This window comes from Mesorhizobium sp. AA23 (genome assembly GCF_001672435.1).
Taxonomy (GTDB): Bacteria; Pseudomonadota; Alphaproteobacteria; order Rhizobiales; family Rhizobiaceae; genus Mesorhizobium.
In genome coordinates, this window is the sequence record NZ_LYTP01000012.1 from 213,417 (window position 1) to 230,593 (window position 17,177).

17 protein-coding genes are annotated in these 17,177 nt (G+C 65.2%); 13 read left to right on the forward strand and 4 right to left on the reverse strand.

Annotated elements, in window-relative coordinates; genetic code table 11:
• Positions 1-75 precede the first annotated feature (75 nt).
• Positions 76-1,299, forward strand: coding sequence for an argininosuccinate synthase (locus tag A9K66_RS11690; protein ID WP_067323708.1), 1,224 nt, complete (start codon positions 76-78; stop codon positions 1,297-1,299).
• Positions 1,300-1,430: 131 nt separating this feature from the next.
• On the opposite strand, the gene A9K66_RS30235 is transcribed toward A9K66_RS11690, so the two are convergent.
• A complete protein-coding gene (locus tag A9K66_RS30235; protein ID WP_067323710.1) occupies positions 1,431-1,700 on the reverse strand; it encodes a hypothetical protein in 270 nt (89 codons plus the stop codon).
• Positions 1,701-2,164: 464 nt separating this feature from the next.
• A complete protein-coding gene (locus A9K66_RS11700) occupies positions 2,165-2,962 on the reverse strand; it encodes a lytic transglycosylase domain-containing protein (RefSeq protein ID WP_066991813.1) in 798 nt (265 codons plus the stop codon).
• A 466-nt stretch (positions 2,963-3,428) separates the two neighbouring features.
• On the opposite strand from A9K66_RS11700, the gene A9K66_RS11705 reads away from it, so the two are divergent.
• Both A9K66_RS11705 and A9K66_RS11710 read left to right on the forward strand, forming a co-directional pair.
• Positions 3,429-4,523 carry a putative zinc-binding metallopeptidase gene (locus A9K66_RS11705; protein WP_067323712.1) on the forward strand — a complete coding sequence of 365 codons (1,095 nt, stop codon included), beginning with the start codon at positions 3,429-3,431 and terminating at the stop codon, positions 4,521-4,523.
• Between the two features lie 64 nt (positions 4,524-4,587).
• Positions 4,588-5,193, forward strand: a complete 606-nt coding sequence (locus A9K66_RS11710; protein WP_066991818.1) for a DUF1236 domain-containing protein — start codon at positions 4,588-4,590, stop codon at positions 5,191-5,193.
• A gap of 186 nt (positions 5,194-5,379) precedes the next feature.
• On the opposite strand, the gene A9K66_RS11715 is transcribed toward A9K66_RS11710, so the two are convergent.
• Entirely contained in the window at positions 5,380-6,318 is a 939-nt protein-coding gene (locus A9K66_RS11715) for a tyrosine recombinase XerC (RefSeq protein WP_067323714.1), read from the reverse strand.
• Positions 6,319-6,416: 98 nt separating this feature from the next.
• Between A9K66_RS11715 and rimM the strand changes: the two genes are divergently transcribed.
• Entirely contained in the window at positions 6,417-7,013 is a 597-nt protein-coding gene (gene rimM, locus A9K66_RS11720; RefSeq protein ID WP_066991935.1) for a ribosome maturation factor RimM, read from the forward strand.
• Positions 7,010-7,711, forward strand: coding sequence for a tRNA (guanosine(37)-N1)-methyltransferase TrmD (gene trmD / locus A9K66_RS11725; protein WP_067323716.1), 702 nt, complete (start codon positions 7,010-7,012; stop codon positions 7,709-7,711). Before rimM ends, trmD begins: the two co-directional genes overlap by 4 nt.
• Here trmD and A9K66_RS11730 read toward each other — a convergent pair.
• Complete coding sequence (locus A9K66_RS11730) at positions 7,693-8,445, reverse strand: sulfite exporter TauE/SafE family protein (RefSeq protein WP_067323718.1); 753 nt, start codon at positions 8,443-8,445, stop codon at positions 7,693-7,695. The two genes, trmD and A9K66_RS11730, sit on opposite strands and share 19 nt — an antisense overlap.
• Before the next feature lie 322 nt (positions 8,446-8,767).
• Between A9K66_RS11730 and rplS the strand changes: the two genes are divergently transcribed.
• The 8 genes from rplS to A9K66_RS11770 all read left to right on the forward strand — a co-directional run bounded on the left by rplS (position 8,768) and on the right by A9K66_RS11770 (position 17,157).
• Positions 8,768-9,286, forward strand: coding sequence for a 50S ribosomal protein L19 (rplS, locus tag A9K66_RS11735; protein ID WP_040974610.1), 519 nt, complete (start codon positions 8,768-8,770; stop codon positions 9,284-9,286).
• A 14-nt stretch (positions 9,287-9,300) separates the two neighbouring features.
• On the forward strand, positions 9,301-9,567 hold the full coding sequence (locus A9K66_RS30745; RefSeq protein ID WP_067323720.1) for a hypothetical protein: 267 nt from the start codon (positions 9,301-9,303) through the stop codon (positions 9,565-9,567).
• 63 nt (positions 9,568-9,630) lie between these two features.
• Positions 9,631-10,428, forward strand: a complete 798-nt coding sequence (locus tag A9K66_RS11745; protein WP_067323722.1) for a transporter substrate-binding domain-containing protein — start codon at positions 9,631-9,633, stop codon at positions 10,426-10,428.
• Between the two features lie 193 nt (positions 10,429-10,621).
• Entirely contained in the window at positions 10,622-11,722 is a 1,101-nt protein-coding gene (locus A9K66_RS11750; protein ID WP_067323723.1) for an ISAs1 family transposase, read from the forward strand.
• A 66-nt stretch (positions 11,723-11,788) separates the two neighbouring features.
• Positions 11,789-12,136 carry a hypothetical protein gene (locus A9K66_RS11755; protein WP_067323725.1) on the forward strand — a complete coding sequence of 116 codons (348 nt, stop codon included), beginning with the start codon at positions 11,789-11,791 and terminating at the stop codon, positions 12,134-12,136.
• 119 nt (positions 12,137-12,255) lie between these two features.
• The gene (locus A9K66_RS11760; protein WP_067323727.1) at positions 12,256-12,627 is read left to right on the forward strand and encodes a DUF559 domain-containing protein; all 372 of its coding nucleotides are present in this window, start codon (positions 12,256-12,258) and stop codon (positions 12,625-12,627) included.
• A gap of 191 nt (positions 12,628-12,818) precedes the next feature.
• Positions 12,819-14,855, forward strand: coding sequence for a hydantoinase/oxoprolinase family protein (locus A9K66_RS11765; protein WP_067323729.1), 2,037 nt, complete (start codon positions 12,819-12,821; stop codon positions 14,853-14,855).
• A gap of 127 nt (positions 14,856-14,982) precedes the next feature.
• Positions 14,983-17,157: a malate synthase G gene (locus A9K66_RS11770; RefSeq protein ID WP_067324632.1), complete on the forward strand. Its 2,175-nt coding sequence runs from the start codon at positions 14,983-14,985 to the stop codon at positions 17,155-17,157.
• Positions 17,158-17,177: the final 20 nt, after the last annotated feature.

Sequence of the window (17,177 nt, forward strand, 5' to 3'; positions counted from 1 at the left end):
GCTTCGTCTCTTGCGCCGCCCGGAAAGGCCGTGATACCTCGCCCGCGAAGCTCTTTTCCCGCGGAACCGCCAAAAATGTCCAAGACCAAGAACGTCAAGAAAGTCGTGCTCGCCTATTCCGGCGGCCTCGACACCTCCATCATCCTGAAGTGGCTGCAGACCGAGCTCGGCGCCGAGGTCGTCACCTTCACCGCCGATCTCGGCCAGGGCGGCGAGCTGGAGCCCGCGCGCCGCAAAGCCGAGATGATGGGCATCAAGGACATCCGCATCGTCGACGTGCGCGAGGAATTCGTCGCCGACTTCGTCTTCCCGATGTTCCGCGCCAATGCCGTCTATGAAGGCACCTATTTGCTCGGCACCTCGATCGCCCGGCCGCTGATCTCGAAGCACCTGGTCGAGATCGCCAAGGAGACCGGCGCCGACGCGATCGCCCACGGCGCCACGGGCAAGGGCAATGACCAGGTTCGCTTCGAATTGTCGGCTTACGCGCTGAACCCCGACATCAAGGTCATCGCGCCGTGGCGCGACTGGTCGTTCAAGTCGCGCACCGATCTCATCAACTTCGCCGAGCAGCATCAGATCCCGGTGCCGAAGGACAAGCGCGGCGATGCGCCGTTCTCGGTCGACGCCAACCTTTTGCATTCCTCCTCGGAAGGCAAGGTGCTCGAGGATCCGTGGAGCGAGCCGCCGGAATTCGTCCACCAGCGCACCGTCTCGCCGATGGACGCGCCGGACGTCGTCACCGAGATCGAGATCGAGTTCCTGAAGGGCGATCCGGTCGCGCTCAATGGCAAGAAGCTGTCGCCGGCTGCCATGCTGGCGGCGCTCAACGACCTCGGCCGCGACAACGGCATCGGCCGTCTCGACCTTGTCGAAAACCGCTTCGTCGGCATGAAGTCGCGCGGCGTCTACGAGACCCCCGGCGGCACCATCCTGATCGCCGCCCACCGGGCGATCGAATCGATCACGCTCGACCGCGGTGCCGCGCACCTCAAGGACGAGTTCATGCCGCGCTATGCCGAGCTGATCTACAACGGCTTCTGGTTCTCGCCCGAGCGCGTGATGCTGCAGGCAATGATCGACAAGAGCCAGGAAGACGTCGAAGGCGCGGTGCGGCTGAAGCTCTACAAGGGCAATGTCATCGTCACCGGCCGCAGGTCGAAGAAGACGCTCTATTCCGATGCGCTGGTCACCTTCGAGGACGACCGCGGCGCTTACGACCAGAAGGACGCCGCCGGCTTCATCCGTCTCAACGCGCTGCGGTTGCGGACGCTGGCGGCAAGGAACCGCGAAGGCTGATATCCGAACGTCGAAAGTTGAGATAAGCGGGAAAACCCGGCGGAGACGCCGGGTTTTATTTCGCGTATCTAATCTAAGAAAAGTTCAGACCACTTCAGAGAAATTATCGTTTGACCTTTCCGCCGCTCCAATTAAGTTCCCAGCGGGATGCGGGGGGTTTCAACAGTGAAAAGTAGTATTTCTCTTCTGGTCGCGACGGCGTTGACCTTGATGACGTGCGGGTCCTCGCAAGCAGCCACGAAGCAGGCGTCTGCGGCTAATTTGGACGGGTGCATCTCGGCTGTCCATTTATGGAGCATCACGTTCAAGCACGAAATCGCCTCCTTCATGGGCGTCTCGCAGGAGCGCATGCCGGCCTTGTTCTGCCAGCGCATAGCCGAGGGGATACGCAGCGGCCGCATCAGCTACTCCGACATAAACAGGCTGCAGCTCGACCAACCGACCGAAATCTGGTTGGTCATCAAGGGCAAGTCCAAGGCGGCTGCTGCGGCCACAACGGCGCCGCGGAACTCTAAATTCCGTACCTGCTCAAATGTTATCACCGGCTCCTTCGAGGTTGCCGCTTCCGAGAAATGCCCCTTAGGCGGCAGCTACTCGCAAGCTGCCGGAGTCCCGACGGTGATCGAGGACAGGCCAAAGGCGGCTCCTTCAGCGCCGCGGAACCCAAATTCCGTACCTGCAACGGCACTACCGGTACCTTCCAGATTCCCGTTTCCCGGAAATGTCCATTGAGCGGCTACGCGAACGATTGAGAGTTAGGTGATGAGATCGAACCTGGTCGTTCCGGGTGGTTGGGTTTTGATCCTTGCTCCGTAACAAAAAGCCCGGCGCAGGCCGGGCTTCTCGTTGGAATGGAGATATTGCATCAGTTGGCGTCGATCGCCTCGGCGATGCGGGCGATGGCCTGCTGGTAGACGCTTGCCGAATTCCAGCCGGCGATGGCGCCCATATTCGCCTCATATCCCGCGCCGGCCTGCCAGCCATGGGCTTTGAGGAAGTTGGCGGTGGAAGCCAGCGCGGTGTTCCTGTCGCGCAGATTTCCGTTGCCGACGCCATACTTCAGAACATTTCCGGGCAGGAACTGCGTATGGCCGATCTCGCCATGCATGGCGCCGACCGAGGAGGCGGTCAGCGCGCCGCGATCGACCAGCTTCAGGGCGGCGATGGCATGGGGGGTGAAATAGTCCGGGCGGCGGCAATCATAGGCCAGCGTCAGAATGGCGGAGACCGTGTTCTGGTTGCCCATCGACGCGCCGAAGCCAGTCTCCATGCCCCAGATCGCAAGCAGGACGCCCGGCGGCACGCCGTAAGTCTGTTCGATCCTGTCGAACATCGCCGCGTTCTGCTTCTTCAACGCACGGCCCTTGGAAATAATCGCGGCCCCGCCACGACGCTGCATGAACGCTTCCACCGAGCCGCTGAAAGCCTTGTGGATCGCGCGGTCGGCAGCGATCGTCCTTGTCGCGTAAGTCGCGCCGGCCAACGCGGACAGACCCCTCTGGCCCACGCCCTCGGCTTGTGCTTCCGCGGCAAACTGCTGTTTCCATGCGTCGAAGCCGGCGCCGTTCTTGCCGCAGCTGGCCGCGGCCTGCGCGCCTGTCGCCAGCCCGAAAGCCGCCACAACGGCGGCCATGAAAATCCTTCCCTTGGCAAAAAATGCCATATCGTTCTCCTGGTTGCCTGAATCACGTCCCGGCTGCAAATCTGCCAGTGAAGCGCCCGGTTGTCACCGCCCGCGCGGGCTGCGCGGCGCTTGAAGCTGGCGAATGCCGGGGAATTTGCCCACGATCAAGCATAAATTATGGCGCAAGGATTTATTGTGTGTGTCTTTTGGGAAGACGTCGATGTTGTGATCATTGGCGCAGGCTCGCCTATGCGGCTGCCCAATCAGACCGTTCCGAAGCGCGCGCCACACTGTTGCAGGCGGTGGCGGAGAAGATCTTCTTCGCCGGCGAGCATGTCGCCGGACCGCTCATCCAGACTTGTGGCGGTGCGACATTGTCAGGCGAAAGCGTGGCCAGGCGGGGCGTCGCCCTGCTCGCGACGAAATAGAAACGGAACGACGGCCGGCGACGGGCGTTTGGGCGTTGCCCAACTTCGTTGACCTTTTTCCCGCGGTTCGACGACCGATGAAGCTGTTCGACTGCCCTCATTGCGGCCACCGTCTCTATTTCGAGAACGCGCAATGCCTGAACTGTTCAAGCCTGGTGCTTTACGATCCGGAGCGGGCGTGTTTCGTGCTTTCCGGCGGCGACGCCGTTCCATGCGGAAATGCCGACGAGTGTGCCTGCAACTGGCGGGCCGAGCCGGGCAGGATTTTCTGCCGCGCTTGCGCGCTCAACCAATTGATCCCCGACCTTTCGGTGGAGGGCAACCGCCGGCGCTGGATCCGCGTCGAGGCGGCCAAGAAACGCGCCGTCTATTCGCTGCTTGCCTTCGGCTTGCCGGTCGCGCCCAAGGCCGGACCGCAGGACGAGGCCGGGCTCGCTTTCGACTTCCTCGCCGATCCGATCGGCGGCGGACCAGGCGGCGAGCGCATCCTGACCGGCCACGACAACGGCAGGATCACCCTCAACGTCGCCGAGGCCGATTCCGCCGAGCGCGAGCGGCGGCGCGTCGAAATGGGCGAGAACTACCGCACCTTGCTCGGTCACTTCCGCCACGAGCTCGGCCATTATTACTGGGACCGGCTGATCCGCGACGATCCCGAGCGACTTTCGAGCTTTCGCGCTCTGTTCGGCGACGAGCGGGTTGACTACGAGCAAGCGCTGAAGGCCCACTACGCCAAGGGCGCGCCGCCGGACTGGGAGCAGCGCCACATCTCGGCCTATGCGGCGTCCCACCCCTGGGAAGACTGGGCCGAGACCTGGGCGCACCACCTGCACATCACGGACACGCTGGAGATGGTGCATGCGCTGAATTTTCCGCTCGGCCGGCTGGAGACAGTGGAAGCCAACGACCTGCCGCCTGGCGATACAGGGGGAGATCCGCTGCGGGAGCCCGCCGAACCCGATCCGGCGCCGGAACCGTTCGAAAGGATCCTCGCCCGCTGGCTGGTGCTGTCGGAGGCCTCCAATTCGATCAACCGCTGCATGGGTCTGCCCGACCTTTATCCCTTCGTCATTTCGGAGGTGACGGCGCAAAAACTGGCCTTCGTTCACCAGCTTTTGACCGACTTGCCCAAAACAAATGGAACAATTTGTGAGCAGGCGACGGCACTTTAGCCGGAACGCATAAGGTTCTGGTTCGTTTTCGAGCCCGAGGGAGCGTTGAGAACGGAGAGAAATCATGAAAAGTCTATTGTTTCCGGCACTTGCCGGTGCGCTGCTTGCCATGTCGGGCGCGGCGCTTGCCGACACGCCCGTCTCGGCAGTGACGGATCTGAATGTCCGCGCCGGCCCCGGCCCGCAATATCCCGTTATCGGCGTGCTGGCTGCCGGCCAGTCGGCGACGCTCAGAGGCTGCATCGAAGGCAGCAAATGGTGCACCATCGCCGAAGCCGGCGGCAAAGGTTGGGTCTATTCCGACTATGTGACTGCCGAATTCGGCGGCAGCCGTGTTGTGGTGACACGCCGGCCGGCCGATGCCGGCATTGCCGTCGTGGCTCCGCCGACCGATGATATCTACACCACTGACACCTACACCGGCGCCATCGTTTCCGGCGACGACGCCATCGAGCCGATCGCCAGGCCGCCGGCCGAGGTCGGCACCTATGTCACCACGCACCGGGTCGAACCGGTCTATCTCGAGGGCGAAGTGGTGACCGGCGCGGTGCTGCCCGACACGGTCGAGCTGCGCGAGATCCCGGATTACAACTACCGCTATGTCTATGTGAACAACCAGCCGGCGCTGGTTGATCCGGGCACGCGGCGCATCGTCTATGTGATGCGCTGATCCAGGGTATTCGAAAGGCGGCCGCCGGGAAACGGGCGGCCGCCTTTCGAAGAATGTCAAGGTTGGGTCAGGCTACCTGCAGCTGCTCGACAGCCGCCGATTTCGACCTGCAGCCTCGATTTCAGGGTTCACTCCGCTCGTTGCTCCGTCTTGGCACGAGGAAGCGGGGTGGCTCCGTCAAACGCTTCACGCCCTTGGATGCGCCCGGTCGTAAATGTCGAGCAGCCTTGCCGTGTCGACGCCGGTATAGATCTGGGTGGTCGACAGGCTGGCATGGCCGAGCAGTTCCTGGATGGTGCGCAGGTCGCCGCCACGGCCGAGCAGATGAGTGGCGAAGGAATGGCGCAAGGCATGCGGCGTCGCGGTTTCCGGCAGGTTGAGGGCCGAGCGCAGCTTCGCCATCTCGCGCTGGACGATGGCCGGATTGAGCGGGCCGCCGCGAGCGCCGCGGAACAGCAGCTCTTTCGGATCGATGTGGAAGGGACACAGCCGCCGGTATTCGGCGACCGCCCTGAGCGCCACCGGCAGCACCGGCACCAGCCTTGTCTTGCCGCCCTTGCCGGTGATGCGCAGCACCGTGTCGGCCTCGGTGGCGAGATCGGCCCCGGTCAGGCCCAGCGCTTCCGAGATGCGCAGCCCGGAGCCGTAGAGCAGCGTCAGCACGGCGGCGTTGCGGGCGGCGATCCAGGGTTCTTCCGCCAGTTGGCCCTCGACAGTCACGACCTGCTTGGCATCGCTCGCCGTCAGTGGTTTCGGTAGCGATTTCGGCTGGCGCGGCGCGCGCAGGGCGGCCGCACCCGCCGCGTTGACGAGGCCGCGCTTTTCGAGAAACCGCAGCAGCGAACGGATGCCGGCCAGGCCGCGGCCGAGCGTGCGGGCGCCGGCGCCGCCGTTGCGGCGCGCGGCGAGGAAGCCGCGCAGGTCGGCCGGCTGCAGGTCGGCGATATCGGAGATGCCGGGCGGGCCGCCGCAATGCCCGGTCAGGAAATGCAGGAACTGGCGCGTGTCGCGCTCATAGGCTTCGACCGTTTCGGGCGACAGCCGGCGCTCGCGCGCCAGCATCTTGAGCCAGCTCTCGCGCGCCGCCTGGAGGTCGGGTTTTGCCGGGATGAGGAATTCCTGCATGCGGGCATTTTCGGGCAGTCAGGTTAGGAAGCGGTGAAGAGCCGATCATTGAAATGGCGGCTTCAGAGGGTTAGAGCAGGGCAAAGGAAGTGATGCCGATGTCGAAGCTCGAGAACCCTGTACAGATGGCCGTGATCGGCGCCGCGCACGGCATCAAGGGCGAGTTGCGGGTGAAAACTTTCACCGGCGATCCGCTGGCGCTCGCCGACTACGGGCCGCTGCATGCCAAGGATGGCCGAGCCTTCCAGATCCTCGACATCCGGCCGGCCGGCACGGTCGTGGTGGTGCGCTTCAAGGGCGTCAGCGACCGCAACACGGCCGAGGCGCTTGCCGGCACGGAGCTGTTCGTCGACCGTTCGGTGCTGCCGGACGACGGCGAGGAGGACGAGTTCTACCATGCCGACCTCATCGGCCTTGAGGTGAGGGACGATACCGGCGTCATCGGCAGGGTCGTCGCCGTGCATAATTTCGGCGGCGGCGACATACTCGACGTCACGCTCGCGGGCCGCAAGGGCGTGCTGATCCCGTTCACGCAAGCCGCGGTGCCGCATGTGTCGATCGCCGACGGCTTCGTTCAGGTCGATCCCCTGGCGGCGGGGCTGGTCGAGGACGAGGATAGCGAAGCCGCCGGGCGGCCCGGTTTCGACCCGAAGGGCCGGCCGCGCGGACCGAAGGACGCCGGGGGCAACCGGTGAGCTTTGCCGCCTCGGTGCTGACGCTCTATCCGGAGATGTTTCCGGGTGCGCTTGGGCTTTCGCTCGCCGGCCGGGCGCTGGAAGCCGGCACCTGGTCGCTGGAAGCGATCCAGATCCGCGATTTCGCCACTGACCGGCATCGCACCGTCGACGATACGCCGGCCGGCGGCGGCGCCGGCATGGTGATGCGCGCCGACGTGCTGGCCAGGGCGATCGACCACGTTTCGCCGCAGGGCGATGAACGTCCAAGGCTGCTGATGAGCCCGCGTGGAAAGCCGCTGACGCAGGCCAGGGTGCGCGGGCTCGCCGCCGGACCCGGTGCCGTCATCCTGTGCGGCCGCTTCGAGGGCGTCGACCAGCGGCTGATCGAGGCGCGCGGTCTGGAGGAAGTCTCGATCGGCGATTTCATCCTGTCGGGCGGCGAGCCGGCCGCACTTGTGTTGCTCGATGCGGTGGTGCGGCTGCTGCCGGGGGTGATGGGCAACGCCGTCTCGGGCGAGGAAGAAAGCTTTGAGAACGGCCTGCTCGAGCATCCGCATTACACGCGGCCGCAGGAGTTCGAGGGCAGGCAAATCCCCGAAGTGCTGACCTCCGGGAATCACAGGAAGATCGCCGCGTGGCGTCGCGCCGAGGCTGAGAAGCTGACGCGGGAGCGCCGGCCCGATCTGCTGGCCGGTGCTCAGCCCTTGGTAAAGTAGTAAAAGGCCAGAAACAGGCCGACGGCGACGACGAAGCCGCGCACGACACCTTGCGGCACGCGCCTGGCGATCCACACCCCGGCATAGCCGCCCAGCGCCCCGCCGGGGATCATGACGATCGCCTGCGGCCAGGCGACGACGCCGCCCGAAACGAAAACCAGGATGGCGATTGCCGCGATGACCACCGCTAGCATGTTCTTCAACGCATTGAGCTTGTGGTAGTCGCCGGCCTGCGTCAGGCCGAGGGTGGCAAGCATCATCACGCCCATGCCGGCGCCGAAGAAGCCGCCATAGACCGAAGTCAGGAACTGCGCCAGCGACCCGGCGAGCGAGCCGACCGAGGCCTCGTGGTCCGGTCCGGCCGCCGGCTTCAGCCACGGACCGGCCGCGAACAGGGCGGTCGCGGCGATCAGCAGCCAGGGCACAAGCGCTCGGAAGGACGTGTTGGAGAGCGCCAGCAGAATGAGGGAACCGGCCAGCGCGCCAAAGCCCGATATCACGCAGAGCACAAGCGCCTGGCGCCAGAAATGCCTGATGTCGTCGAGATAGGCGAGCGTCGAGGTGATGTAGCCCGGAAACTGTGTCACCGAGGACGTTGCGTTGGCAACGATCGGCGGCAGGCCGACCAGCGTCATGGCACCGAAGGTGACGAAAGTGCCGCCGCCGGCGACGGCGTTCACCGCGCCCGAGACAAAGCCCGCGAAGAGGAGCAGGACGGCATCGAAGAATGTCATCGAGGGAGGCCTGGGAAATAGCTTTCTCCGACTTAGAAAGCTTGCATGGCGCGCGCAACCCGGCACGGAGGCAATATGATGGGGCCATAGTTTTCAAAAATTAGGCGTCAAAGGCGTGACAAAGCGCCGAAATAGCTGTATGTCGCCGCCCGAACCGGAAGAACGATCTTCCGGACCCGTCAACAAATGGCGGTGTAGCCGTCCCTGTCCGATGCCCCCGATTTGAATGTCTGGGCAAAGGACATAGCCGAGCGGTCATTGGAACTGCAAGGCAAGTCGAGGACGCTCTGGCTGTCGGAAGAACAAGAAGTGGATATTTGAGATGGATCTCATCCGTCAGCTCGAGGCCGAGCAGGCCGCCAAGATCGAAGCCAAGCGCAAGCTGCCCGAATTCCAGCCTGGCGACACCGTGCGCGTCCAGGTGCGCGTCACCGAAGGCAGCCGCACCCGCGTCCAGGCCTATGAGGGCGTCGTCATCGCCCGTTCCGGCTCCGGCTTCCAGGAGAATTTCACCGTCCGCAAGATTTCCTACGGCGAAGGCGTCGAGCGCGTGTTCCCGGTCTACTCGCCGATGGTCGAAGGCGTCGAGATCGTGCGCCGTGGCAAGGTGCGCCGCGCCAAGCTCTATTACCTGCGCGACCGTCGCGGCAAGTCGGCCCGCATTTCGGAAAACACCGGCGTGCGCGCCCGCAAGCTGAACGATGAAGAGCGTGATGCGCTGAACGCCGAACGCGCCCGCATCGAGGCCGAGAAGGTCGCCGCCGCCGAGGCGCTGGCTGCTGAGAAAGCCGCGCAGGACGCCGCCGAGAAGAAGGCTGCGGAGTCTGCGTCGGCCGAATAAGGCGCTTCCGCAGATTGTTTTGGAAAGGCGGCTTCGGCCGCCTTTTTCGTTTGGATGTGCAAGCGGCGCTTGCCTGCAGCATGCCGCCGGAACGCGCCGAGCTGAAAGCCCTGCATGGCACGCTGACCCGGCTGGTCGCCGGGTTGCGCGAAGCAGTTACGGATTGCGCGGATGGTCCGTCGCAGGCTGGGTTCGGGAAGCGTGCCGATCAGAGCATGGGAATCCGCTTTGGCGCTAATCGGTGCAGCGGATCGGCTTGCAAGGCGCTTGCGGAAAGCTAAAGTCGGCGCCGGTTTTTCTCTTGGGGCGAGCGTAGCGCCGCCAGTCACGTTCGGGAGTTCGTCATGATCAAGTCGAAACTGCTGCTGGCCGGCCTATTGGCCTGCCTTCTCGCGCCCGCTGCGGCGCTCGCCGACACGCTGCCCGATCTCGGCGGCAGAAAGGTCGTGGTGGTGACCGAAAACGCTTACCCGCCGCTGCAGTTCATCGACAAGAAGACCGGCAAGCAGATCGGCTGGGAATATGACGCGATGGATGAGATCGCCAAGCGGCTGCATTTCAAGGTCGAGTACCAGAACACCTCCTGGGACGCGATGATCCAGGCCGTTTCCGACAACCAGTACAATATCGGCATGACCGGCATCACCATCAAGGACGAGCGCAAGGCGAAGGTCGACTTCTCGGACCCTTACATGCGATCGGAACAGTTCATGCTGGTGCGCGGCGACGAGAGCCGCTTCACCGACGCCAAGAGCTTTGCCGCCTTCAAGGACGGGCTGATCGGCGCGCAAGCCGGCACGACGCCCTTCTACACCGCCGTCTACAGCGTGCTCGACGGCAATGAGCAGAACCCGCGCATAAAATTGTTCGAGACCTTCGGCGCCAGCGTGCAGGCGCTGAAGTCCGGCGATGTCGACGTGGTGCTGACGGACGGCACCGCCGGCAAGGGCTATGTCGACGCCTCCGAGGGCAAGCTGAAGCTGATCGGCGGGCCGCTCGGCAGTGAGGATTTCGGCTTCATCTTCCCCAAGGGCTCCGACCTGGTGAAGCCGGTCAACGCCGCGATCGCCGCGCTCAAGGCCGATGGCACGCTCGATGCGCTGAACAAGAAGTGGTTCCTCGACTACAAGATGGGGCAGTAGGCTCCTTTGCTGCGATTGATCGGCGACGGCGGCGGGCGGAAAACCGCGAAAGTCTCATTCCTTCCCACCCCCCTCTGTCCTACCGGACATCTCCCCCCTCGAGGGCAGGGGAATCGCAGATAAGTTGATGGGCTATTGCCAAGCCGCAAAAGAAGGATTCTTGAGAGGCTTTCTCGTAGCAGAGGAGGCCCGAGTGCGGCTTGTTTTGTCGATCCTGCAAGCAGTTCGCGATCCGCGCGACATCAACGCGCGGCATGATCTTGCTGAACTTCTGTTTCTGGCGTTGGCGGCGACGCTGTGCGGGGCCAAAAGCTGTGTGGATATTGCGGAGTTCGCAGAGGGGCGCGAGGAGGAGCTGAAAGAGTTCATCGAGCTGAAGCATGGGTGCCCGAGCCACGACACCTTCAGCCGGGTGTTTCGGCTTGTTGATCCGCAGGAGTTGTCGGATGCGCTGAGCGCCTTCATGGCGGCATTGCGGCGTGAGCTTGGGCTCGGCCCACCGCGTGGCGTGGTGGCCGTCGACGGCAAGGCGCTGAGGCGCGGTTATGAGAAGGGCCGCGCCTTCATGCCGCCGCTGATGGTCAGTGCCTGGGATGCCGAGACGCGGCTGGCGATTGCGGCAACGCGGGCGCCGGCCTCCGACGAGGTTGCAGCGACGCTGGCGCTGCTGAAGAGCCTGGATCTCAAGGGCTGCACGGTGACGGCCGACGCCTTGCATTGTCGCCCCGAGACGGCCAAGGCGCTGCTGGCGCAGAAGGCGCATTATGCCCTTGGGCTGAAGGCCAACCGGGGTCGTCTGTTTGCCGCGGCCGAGAAAAGCTTCGCCGCGGCGGGCGAGATCGCCGGCTTCGAAACGCGCGACAGCGGCCATGGCCGCACCGAAGTGCGCCGCGCCAGCGTGCTGCCGCTTGCCAGGCTCAAGGACGCGCCCGCCTTCCCCGGCCTCAAGGCCATTGGCCGCATCGAGGCCCTGCGCACCACTGCCGACGGCAAGACGACCACATCGGTCCGCTATATCGCCCTCTCCAAGGTGCTGACGCCCAACAAATTGGCTGAGACGGTTCGTGCCCACTGGACGATCGAGAACCAGTTGCACTGGAGCCTTGATGTTGTCTTCCACGAGGATGACGCCCGCACCCGAAAGGACAACGCGCCACAAAACCTGGCCGTCATCCGCAGGCTCGCCCAAAACATCTTGGCTGCCCATCCCCTCGACAAACCAATCGCCAGCAAGATGCGCAGGGCCAACTGGAGCAAAGACTTCTTCTATGAACTCTTTACTCATATGCGATAGCCCTGCCCGCAAGGGGGGAGATTACCGGTGCTTCCCGTGCTCTACTCCCCCTCGGGAACCCTCGCCATGATTCGCGCTCTGCTCGCCGCTCTTCTCCTCACCGCGCCGGCCTTCGCCGCCGACATGTCGGTCTTTGTCCGCAACCAGCGCTCCGACGGCGTCGCGCTGGAACTGTTCAGCCGCGACAGCGAAAAGGTCTGGCCGGGCGGCGACAAGGTCTTCTTCATCCGCCCGCAGGCGCGCAAATCCGTGCCGATCTCCTGCGAGCCCGGCGAGCACATCTGCTGGGGCGCCTGGGTGGTCGGCAACGATTCCGTCACCGCCGGCGTCGGCCCCGACAACGACCAGCCCTGCGACACCTGCTGCTTCATCTGCGTCGAGCATTCGACGGAGACGGTGGATCTGGCGGAGTAGGGCACCCCTTCTCCCCTTGTGGGAGAAGGTGGCTCGGCGCGCAGCGCCGAGACGGATGAGGGGTGTTGGACGGAGTGCGATGTTGGAGAATTGGACGAAATGAGGCCGAGTCTTCCGCCATGCCGCATCAACCCGTAACCCCGGCCAAGCGCAATTTCGCTCGTCGGATGCGCCGCGAGTCGACAGAGGCGGAGGGTCGTCTGTGGCAGGAGCTGCGCGGCCGCCGTCTCGACAAGATCAAGTTCCGCCGGCAGGTGCCAGTGGGTAGATTCGTCGCCGACTTCGTTTGCGCCGAGGCTCGGCTTATCATCGAAATCGATGGCAGTCAGCATGCGGACTCGCCCCACGACCAGGAGCGCGACGCCGAATTGAAGGCGAAGGGATTTCGCGTGTTGAGGTTCTGGAATGACGACGTTCTGAAGGACCTCGATGCTGTCTGCGATACCATCATTGCCTATGTGCGGGACGAAGATCTGCAGCCTTGGCGATGATGCCGATGGGCGTATTTGCTAAGCTGGAGCACCCCTCATCCGTCTCGGCGCTGCGCGCCGATCCACCTTCTCCCACAGGGGGAGAAGGGAGCTTGCCCCTTCCTTGGCCCATCGCTCCCGCCTTTATCCGCCGGCCCGTATCGGCTAAGGGGCAGGCACCAAAACCTCTTGCCCGGACTTGCCACCGTCAAATGACCGCCAAGCCAAAACCGCTCTTCCTCGGCATCGACACCGGCGGCACCTATACCGATGCCGTGCTGTGGTCGGAGGAGGGCGGGCCCCTGGACAACCCAGATAAGGGCAAGGTGCTGGCCAAGGCCAAGGCGCTGACCACGCGCCACGACCTCGCCGTCGGCATTTCCGGCGCGGTCGACGCGGTGCTGGAAAAATCCGCTACCGACTCGGCCGCGATCAAGCTGGTGTCGATGTCGACCACGCTTGCCACCAACGCGCTGGTCGAGGGCCAGGGCGGGCGCGTGGCGCTGGTGATGATCGGCTTTTCCGAGGCCGACCTTGCCCGCGACGGGCTGAAGACGGCTCTCGGCAGCGATCCGGTGGTGTTCTGCCCCGGCGGCCACGACGTGCACGGCAATGCCGCCAAGCTCGATCTTTCCGGCCTCGAGGCGGCGTTGCCGGAGCTTGGGGGTTCGGTGTCGGGCTTCGCCGTCTGCGCCTATTTCGCCACCCGCAATCCGGCGCATGAGCTCGCCGCGCGCGACCTGATCCGCGAAAAAACCGGCCTGCCGGTCACCGCCAGCCACGAGCTTTCGGCCAAGCTCGGCGGTCCGCGCCGCGCGCTCACCACTTTGCTCAACGCCCGGCTGATCTCGATGATCGACCGGCTGGTCGCGGCGACCGAAGGCTTTCTTGGCCGGCGCAGCATCGCCGCACCTTTGATGGTGGTGCGCGGCGACGGCGCGCTGGTGTCGGCGGCCTTCGCCCGCCAGCGGCCGATCGAGACCATCCTCTCCGGCCCGGCCGCCAGCCTGGTCGGCGCCCGCCACATGACCGGGCTGAACGACGCCATGGTCTCCGACATCGGCGGCACCACCACCGACGTTGCGGTGCTCGATAGCGGCCGGCCGCGGCTCGATCCGGAAGGCGCCACCGTCGGCGGCTTCCGCACCATGGTCGAAGCCGTCGCCATGCGCACCTTCGGCCTCGGCGGCGACTCCGAAGTAGCGCTGGAGGACGGCGCGCTCGACCCCAAGATCCTGCTCGGGCCGCGCCGCCTGGTGCCGCTGGCGCTGGCCGGCTTGGCGCATGGCGAGGCGGTCACCGCCGAGCTGGAGCGGCAGCTGCGCGCGCCCAATCCCGGCCGCATGGACGGGCGTTTTGCCGTGCGCACCGGCGTGCCGGATCGCCTCGCCGCCGGCCTCACCGCGCCGGAAGCGAAACTCTACGAGGCGATCGGCGCCACCCCGCTGGCGCTCGACCGGCTGCTCAGCTCCAACGCCCAGAACGCCACGCTCAACCGGCTGGTGGCGCGCGGCCTGGTGCACATTTGCGGCTTCACGCCGTCCGACGCCGCCCATGTGCTCGGCAAGCAGTCGAACTGGGATCCCGCCGCCGCCCGTCTCGGCGCCGAGCTGTTTTCCCGCCGCCGCGACGGCCGCGGCCAGGCGATCGCCGCGACGCCGGAAGCGCTCGCCCAGCGCGTGCTCGTCACGCTGACCCGCTGGTCGGCCGAATATATTCTCGAAACCGCCTTCGCCGAGGACGGGCTGGACGGCGCCGCGACCGTCGCGCACGCGCTGGTGCAGCGCGCCGTCGATGCGCATCCCGGCATCGCCCGCTTCAGCGTCGCGCTCGACCGGCCGGTGATCGGCCTCGGCGCCTCGGCGCCGCTGCATTACGCCGGCCTGCCGCCGCTGATCGGCAATGGCTGCATCGTGCCGGAGGACACCGACGTCGCCAACGCGCTCGGCGCCGTCGTCGGCCAGGTGCGGGTCTCAGCCGAAGCCCGCGTCAGCCAGCCCAGGGAAGGGCTTTTCCGGCTCGCCTCGGGGCAGACGGTGCGCGACTTCACCGAGGAGGAGAAGGCGATCGCCGCGGCTGAAGCCGACGTGCGGGCGATCGTCGCCGAACGCGCGAAGAATGCCGGCACCGACAGCGCCGAAATCGACGTTTCCACCGAATTCAAGGTCTCGACGGTCGAGAACCAGCGCATGTTCATCGAGGCGCATGTGGTGGCGGTGGCCTCAGGGCGCCCAAGGATTGCGGTGTGAGCCCCGATCCACCTTCTCCCACAAGGGGAGAAGGGAAACCGCGCCGCACCTTCACCCTAAGCCGAATTGACCCCCGCCCCCCAACATGCCAAAGGCCCGGCAAAGCCTGATGTCTGGAGACGTGCTGATGACCGACCGCATCGAGATCGCCGGGTTGCAGATTGCCCGGGAGCTCCATGACTTCGTCGCCGAGGAGGCAGCAGTCGGCACCGGCATCGATCCGGAAAAGTTCTGGACCGGCTTTTCAGAGATCGTCCACGACCTCGCGCCGAAGAACCGCGCGCTGCTCGCCAAGCGCGACGCCATGCAGGAGAGGCTGGACGACTGGTACCGCGCCAACGGCGCGCCGGTCGACATGGAGCAGTACAAAACTTTCCTCGAAGAGATCGGCTATCTGGTGCCGGAAGGTCCGGCCTTCAGCGTCTCGACCGAAAACGTCGACCCGGAGATCGCGGTCGTCGCCGGGCCGCAGCTGGTCGTGCCGGTGATGAACGCGCGCTATGCGCTCAATGCCGCCAATGCGCGCTGGGGCTCGCTTTATGACGCGCTCTACGGCACCGACGCCATTCCCGAGACGGGAGGCGCCGAAAGGGGCAAAGCGTTCAATCCCACGCGCGGCGCCAAGGTGATCGCCTGGGTCAGGGACTTCCTCGACCAGTCCGTGCCGCTCACCACCGGCAAATGGGCCGGCATCAACGGGCTCTCGGTGGCGAACGGCGCGCTGAAGGTCGGCGAAGGCGCCGGCGCCACCACGCTTGCCGACCCGAAGCAGTTCGCCGGCTACCGCGGCGACGCCGCCACGCCGGAAGCCGTGCTTTTGGTAAAGAACGGCCTGCATATCGAGATCGTCGTCGATCATGCCAGTCAGATCGGCAAGACCGATGCGGCCGGCATTGCCGACGTCGTCCTCGAGGCCGCCTTGACGACCATTCAGGATTGCGAGGATTCGGTCGCCGCCGTCGATGCCGAGGACAAGGTCGTCGTCTATCGCAACTGGCTCGGGCTGATGAAGGGCGACCTGGCGGAAGAGATCACCAAGGCCCGCAAGAGCTTTGTCCGCAAGCTAAATCCGGACCGCCGCTACACGGCGCCGAATGGCGGCCAGCTGCTGCTGCCCGGACGCTCGCTGATGCTGGTGAGGAATGTCGGCCACCTGATGACCAATCCGGCGATCCTCGACCGCGACGGCAACGAGGTGCCGGAAGGCATCATGGACGCGGCGATCACCGCGCTGATCGCGCTGCACGATGTCGGCGACAACGGCCGCCGCGCCAACTCCCGTGCCGGCTCGATGTATGTGGTGAAGCCCAAGATGCACGGGCCGGAGGAAGTCGGCTTCGCCGTGGAAATCTTCGATCGCGTCGAGCTCCTGCTCGGCATGGCCAAGAACACCATCAAGATGGGCATCATGGACGAGGAGCGGCGGACCACCGTCAACCTCAAGGAAGCGATCCGCGCCGCAAGGGAGCGCGTCGTGTTCATCAACACCGGCTTCCTCGACCGCACCGGCGACGAGATCCACACCTCGATGGAAGCCGGCCCGATGATCCACAAGGGCGACATGAAGCAGGCCGCCTGGATTTCCGCCTATGAGGCGTGGAACGTCGACACCGGCTTGGAATGCGGCCTCGCCGGCCACGCCCAGATCGGCAAGGGCATGTGGGCCATGCCGGATTTGATGGCGGCGATGCTCGAGCAAAAGATCGCGCACCCCAAGGCCGGCGCCAACACCGCCTGGGTGCCGTCGCCGACCGCGGCGACGCTGCACGCCACGCACTATCATAAAGTTGATGTGCACGCCGTGCAGGCGGCGCTGAGGAGCCGGCCGAAGGCCAGGCTCGACGACATCCTGTCGGTGCCCGTGGCGGTGCGGCCGAACTGGACCCCGGACGAGATCCAGCGCGAGCTAGACAACAACGCGCAAGGCATTCTCGGCTATGTCGTGCGCTGGATCGATCAGGGCGTCGGTTGCTCGAAAGTGCCCGATATCAACGATGTCGGCCTGATGGAGGACCGCGCCACGCTGCGCATTTCCTCGCAGCACATCGCCAACTGGCTGCGCCACAAGGTGTGCTCGGAGATCCAGGTCCGGGATTCGCTGCAGCGCATGGCGGCGATCGTCGACCGCCAGAATGTCGGCGACCCGCTCTACCGGCCGATGGCGCCCGACTTCGACAAGTCGATCGCCTTCCAGGCCGCCTGCGACCTGGTGTTCAAGGGGACAGTCCAGCCCAACGGCTACACCGAGCCGGTGCTGCATGCGCGCAGGCTGGAGCTGAAGGCGAAGGACCGGGCGGGGTAGCGCCGCGAAGCTCGCCAGGG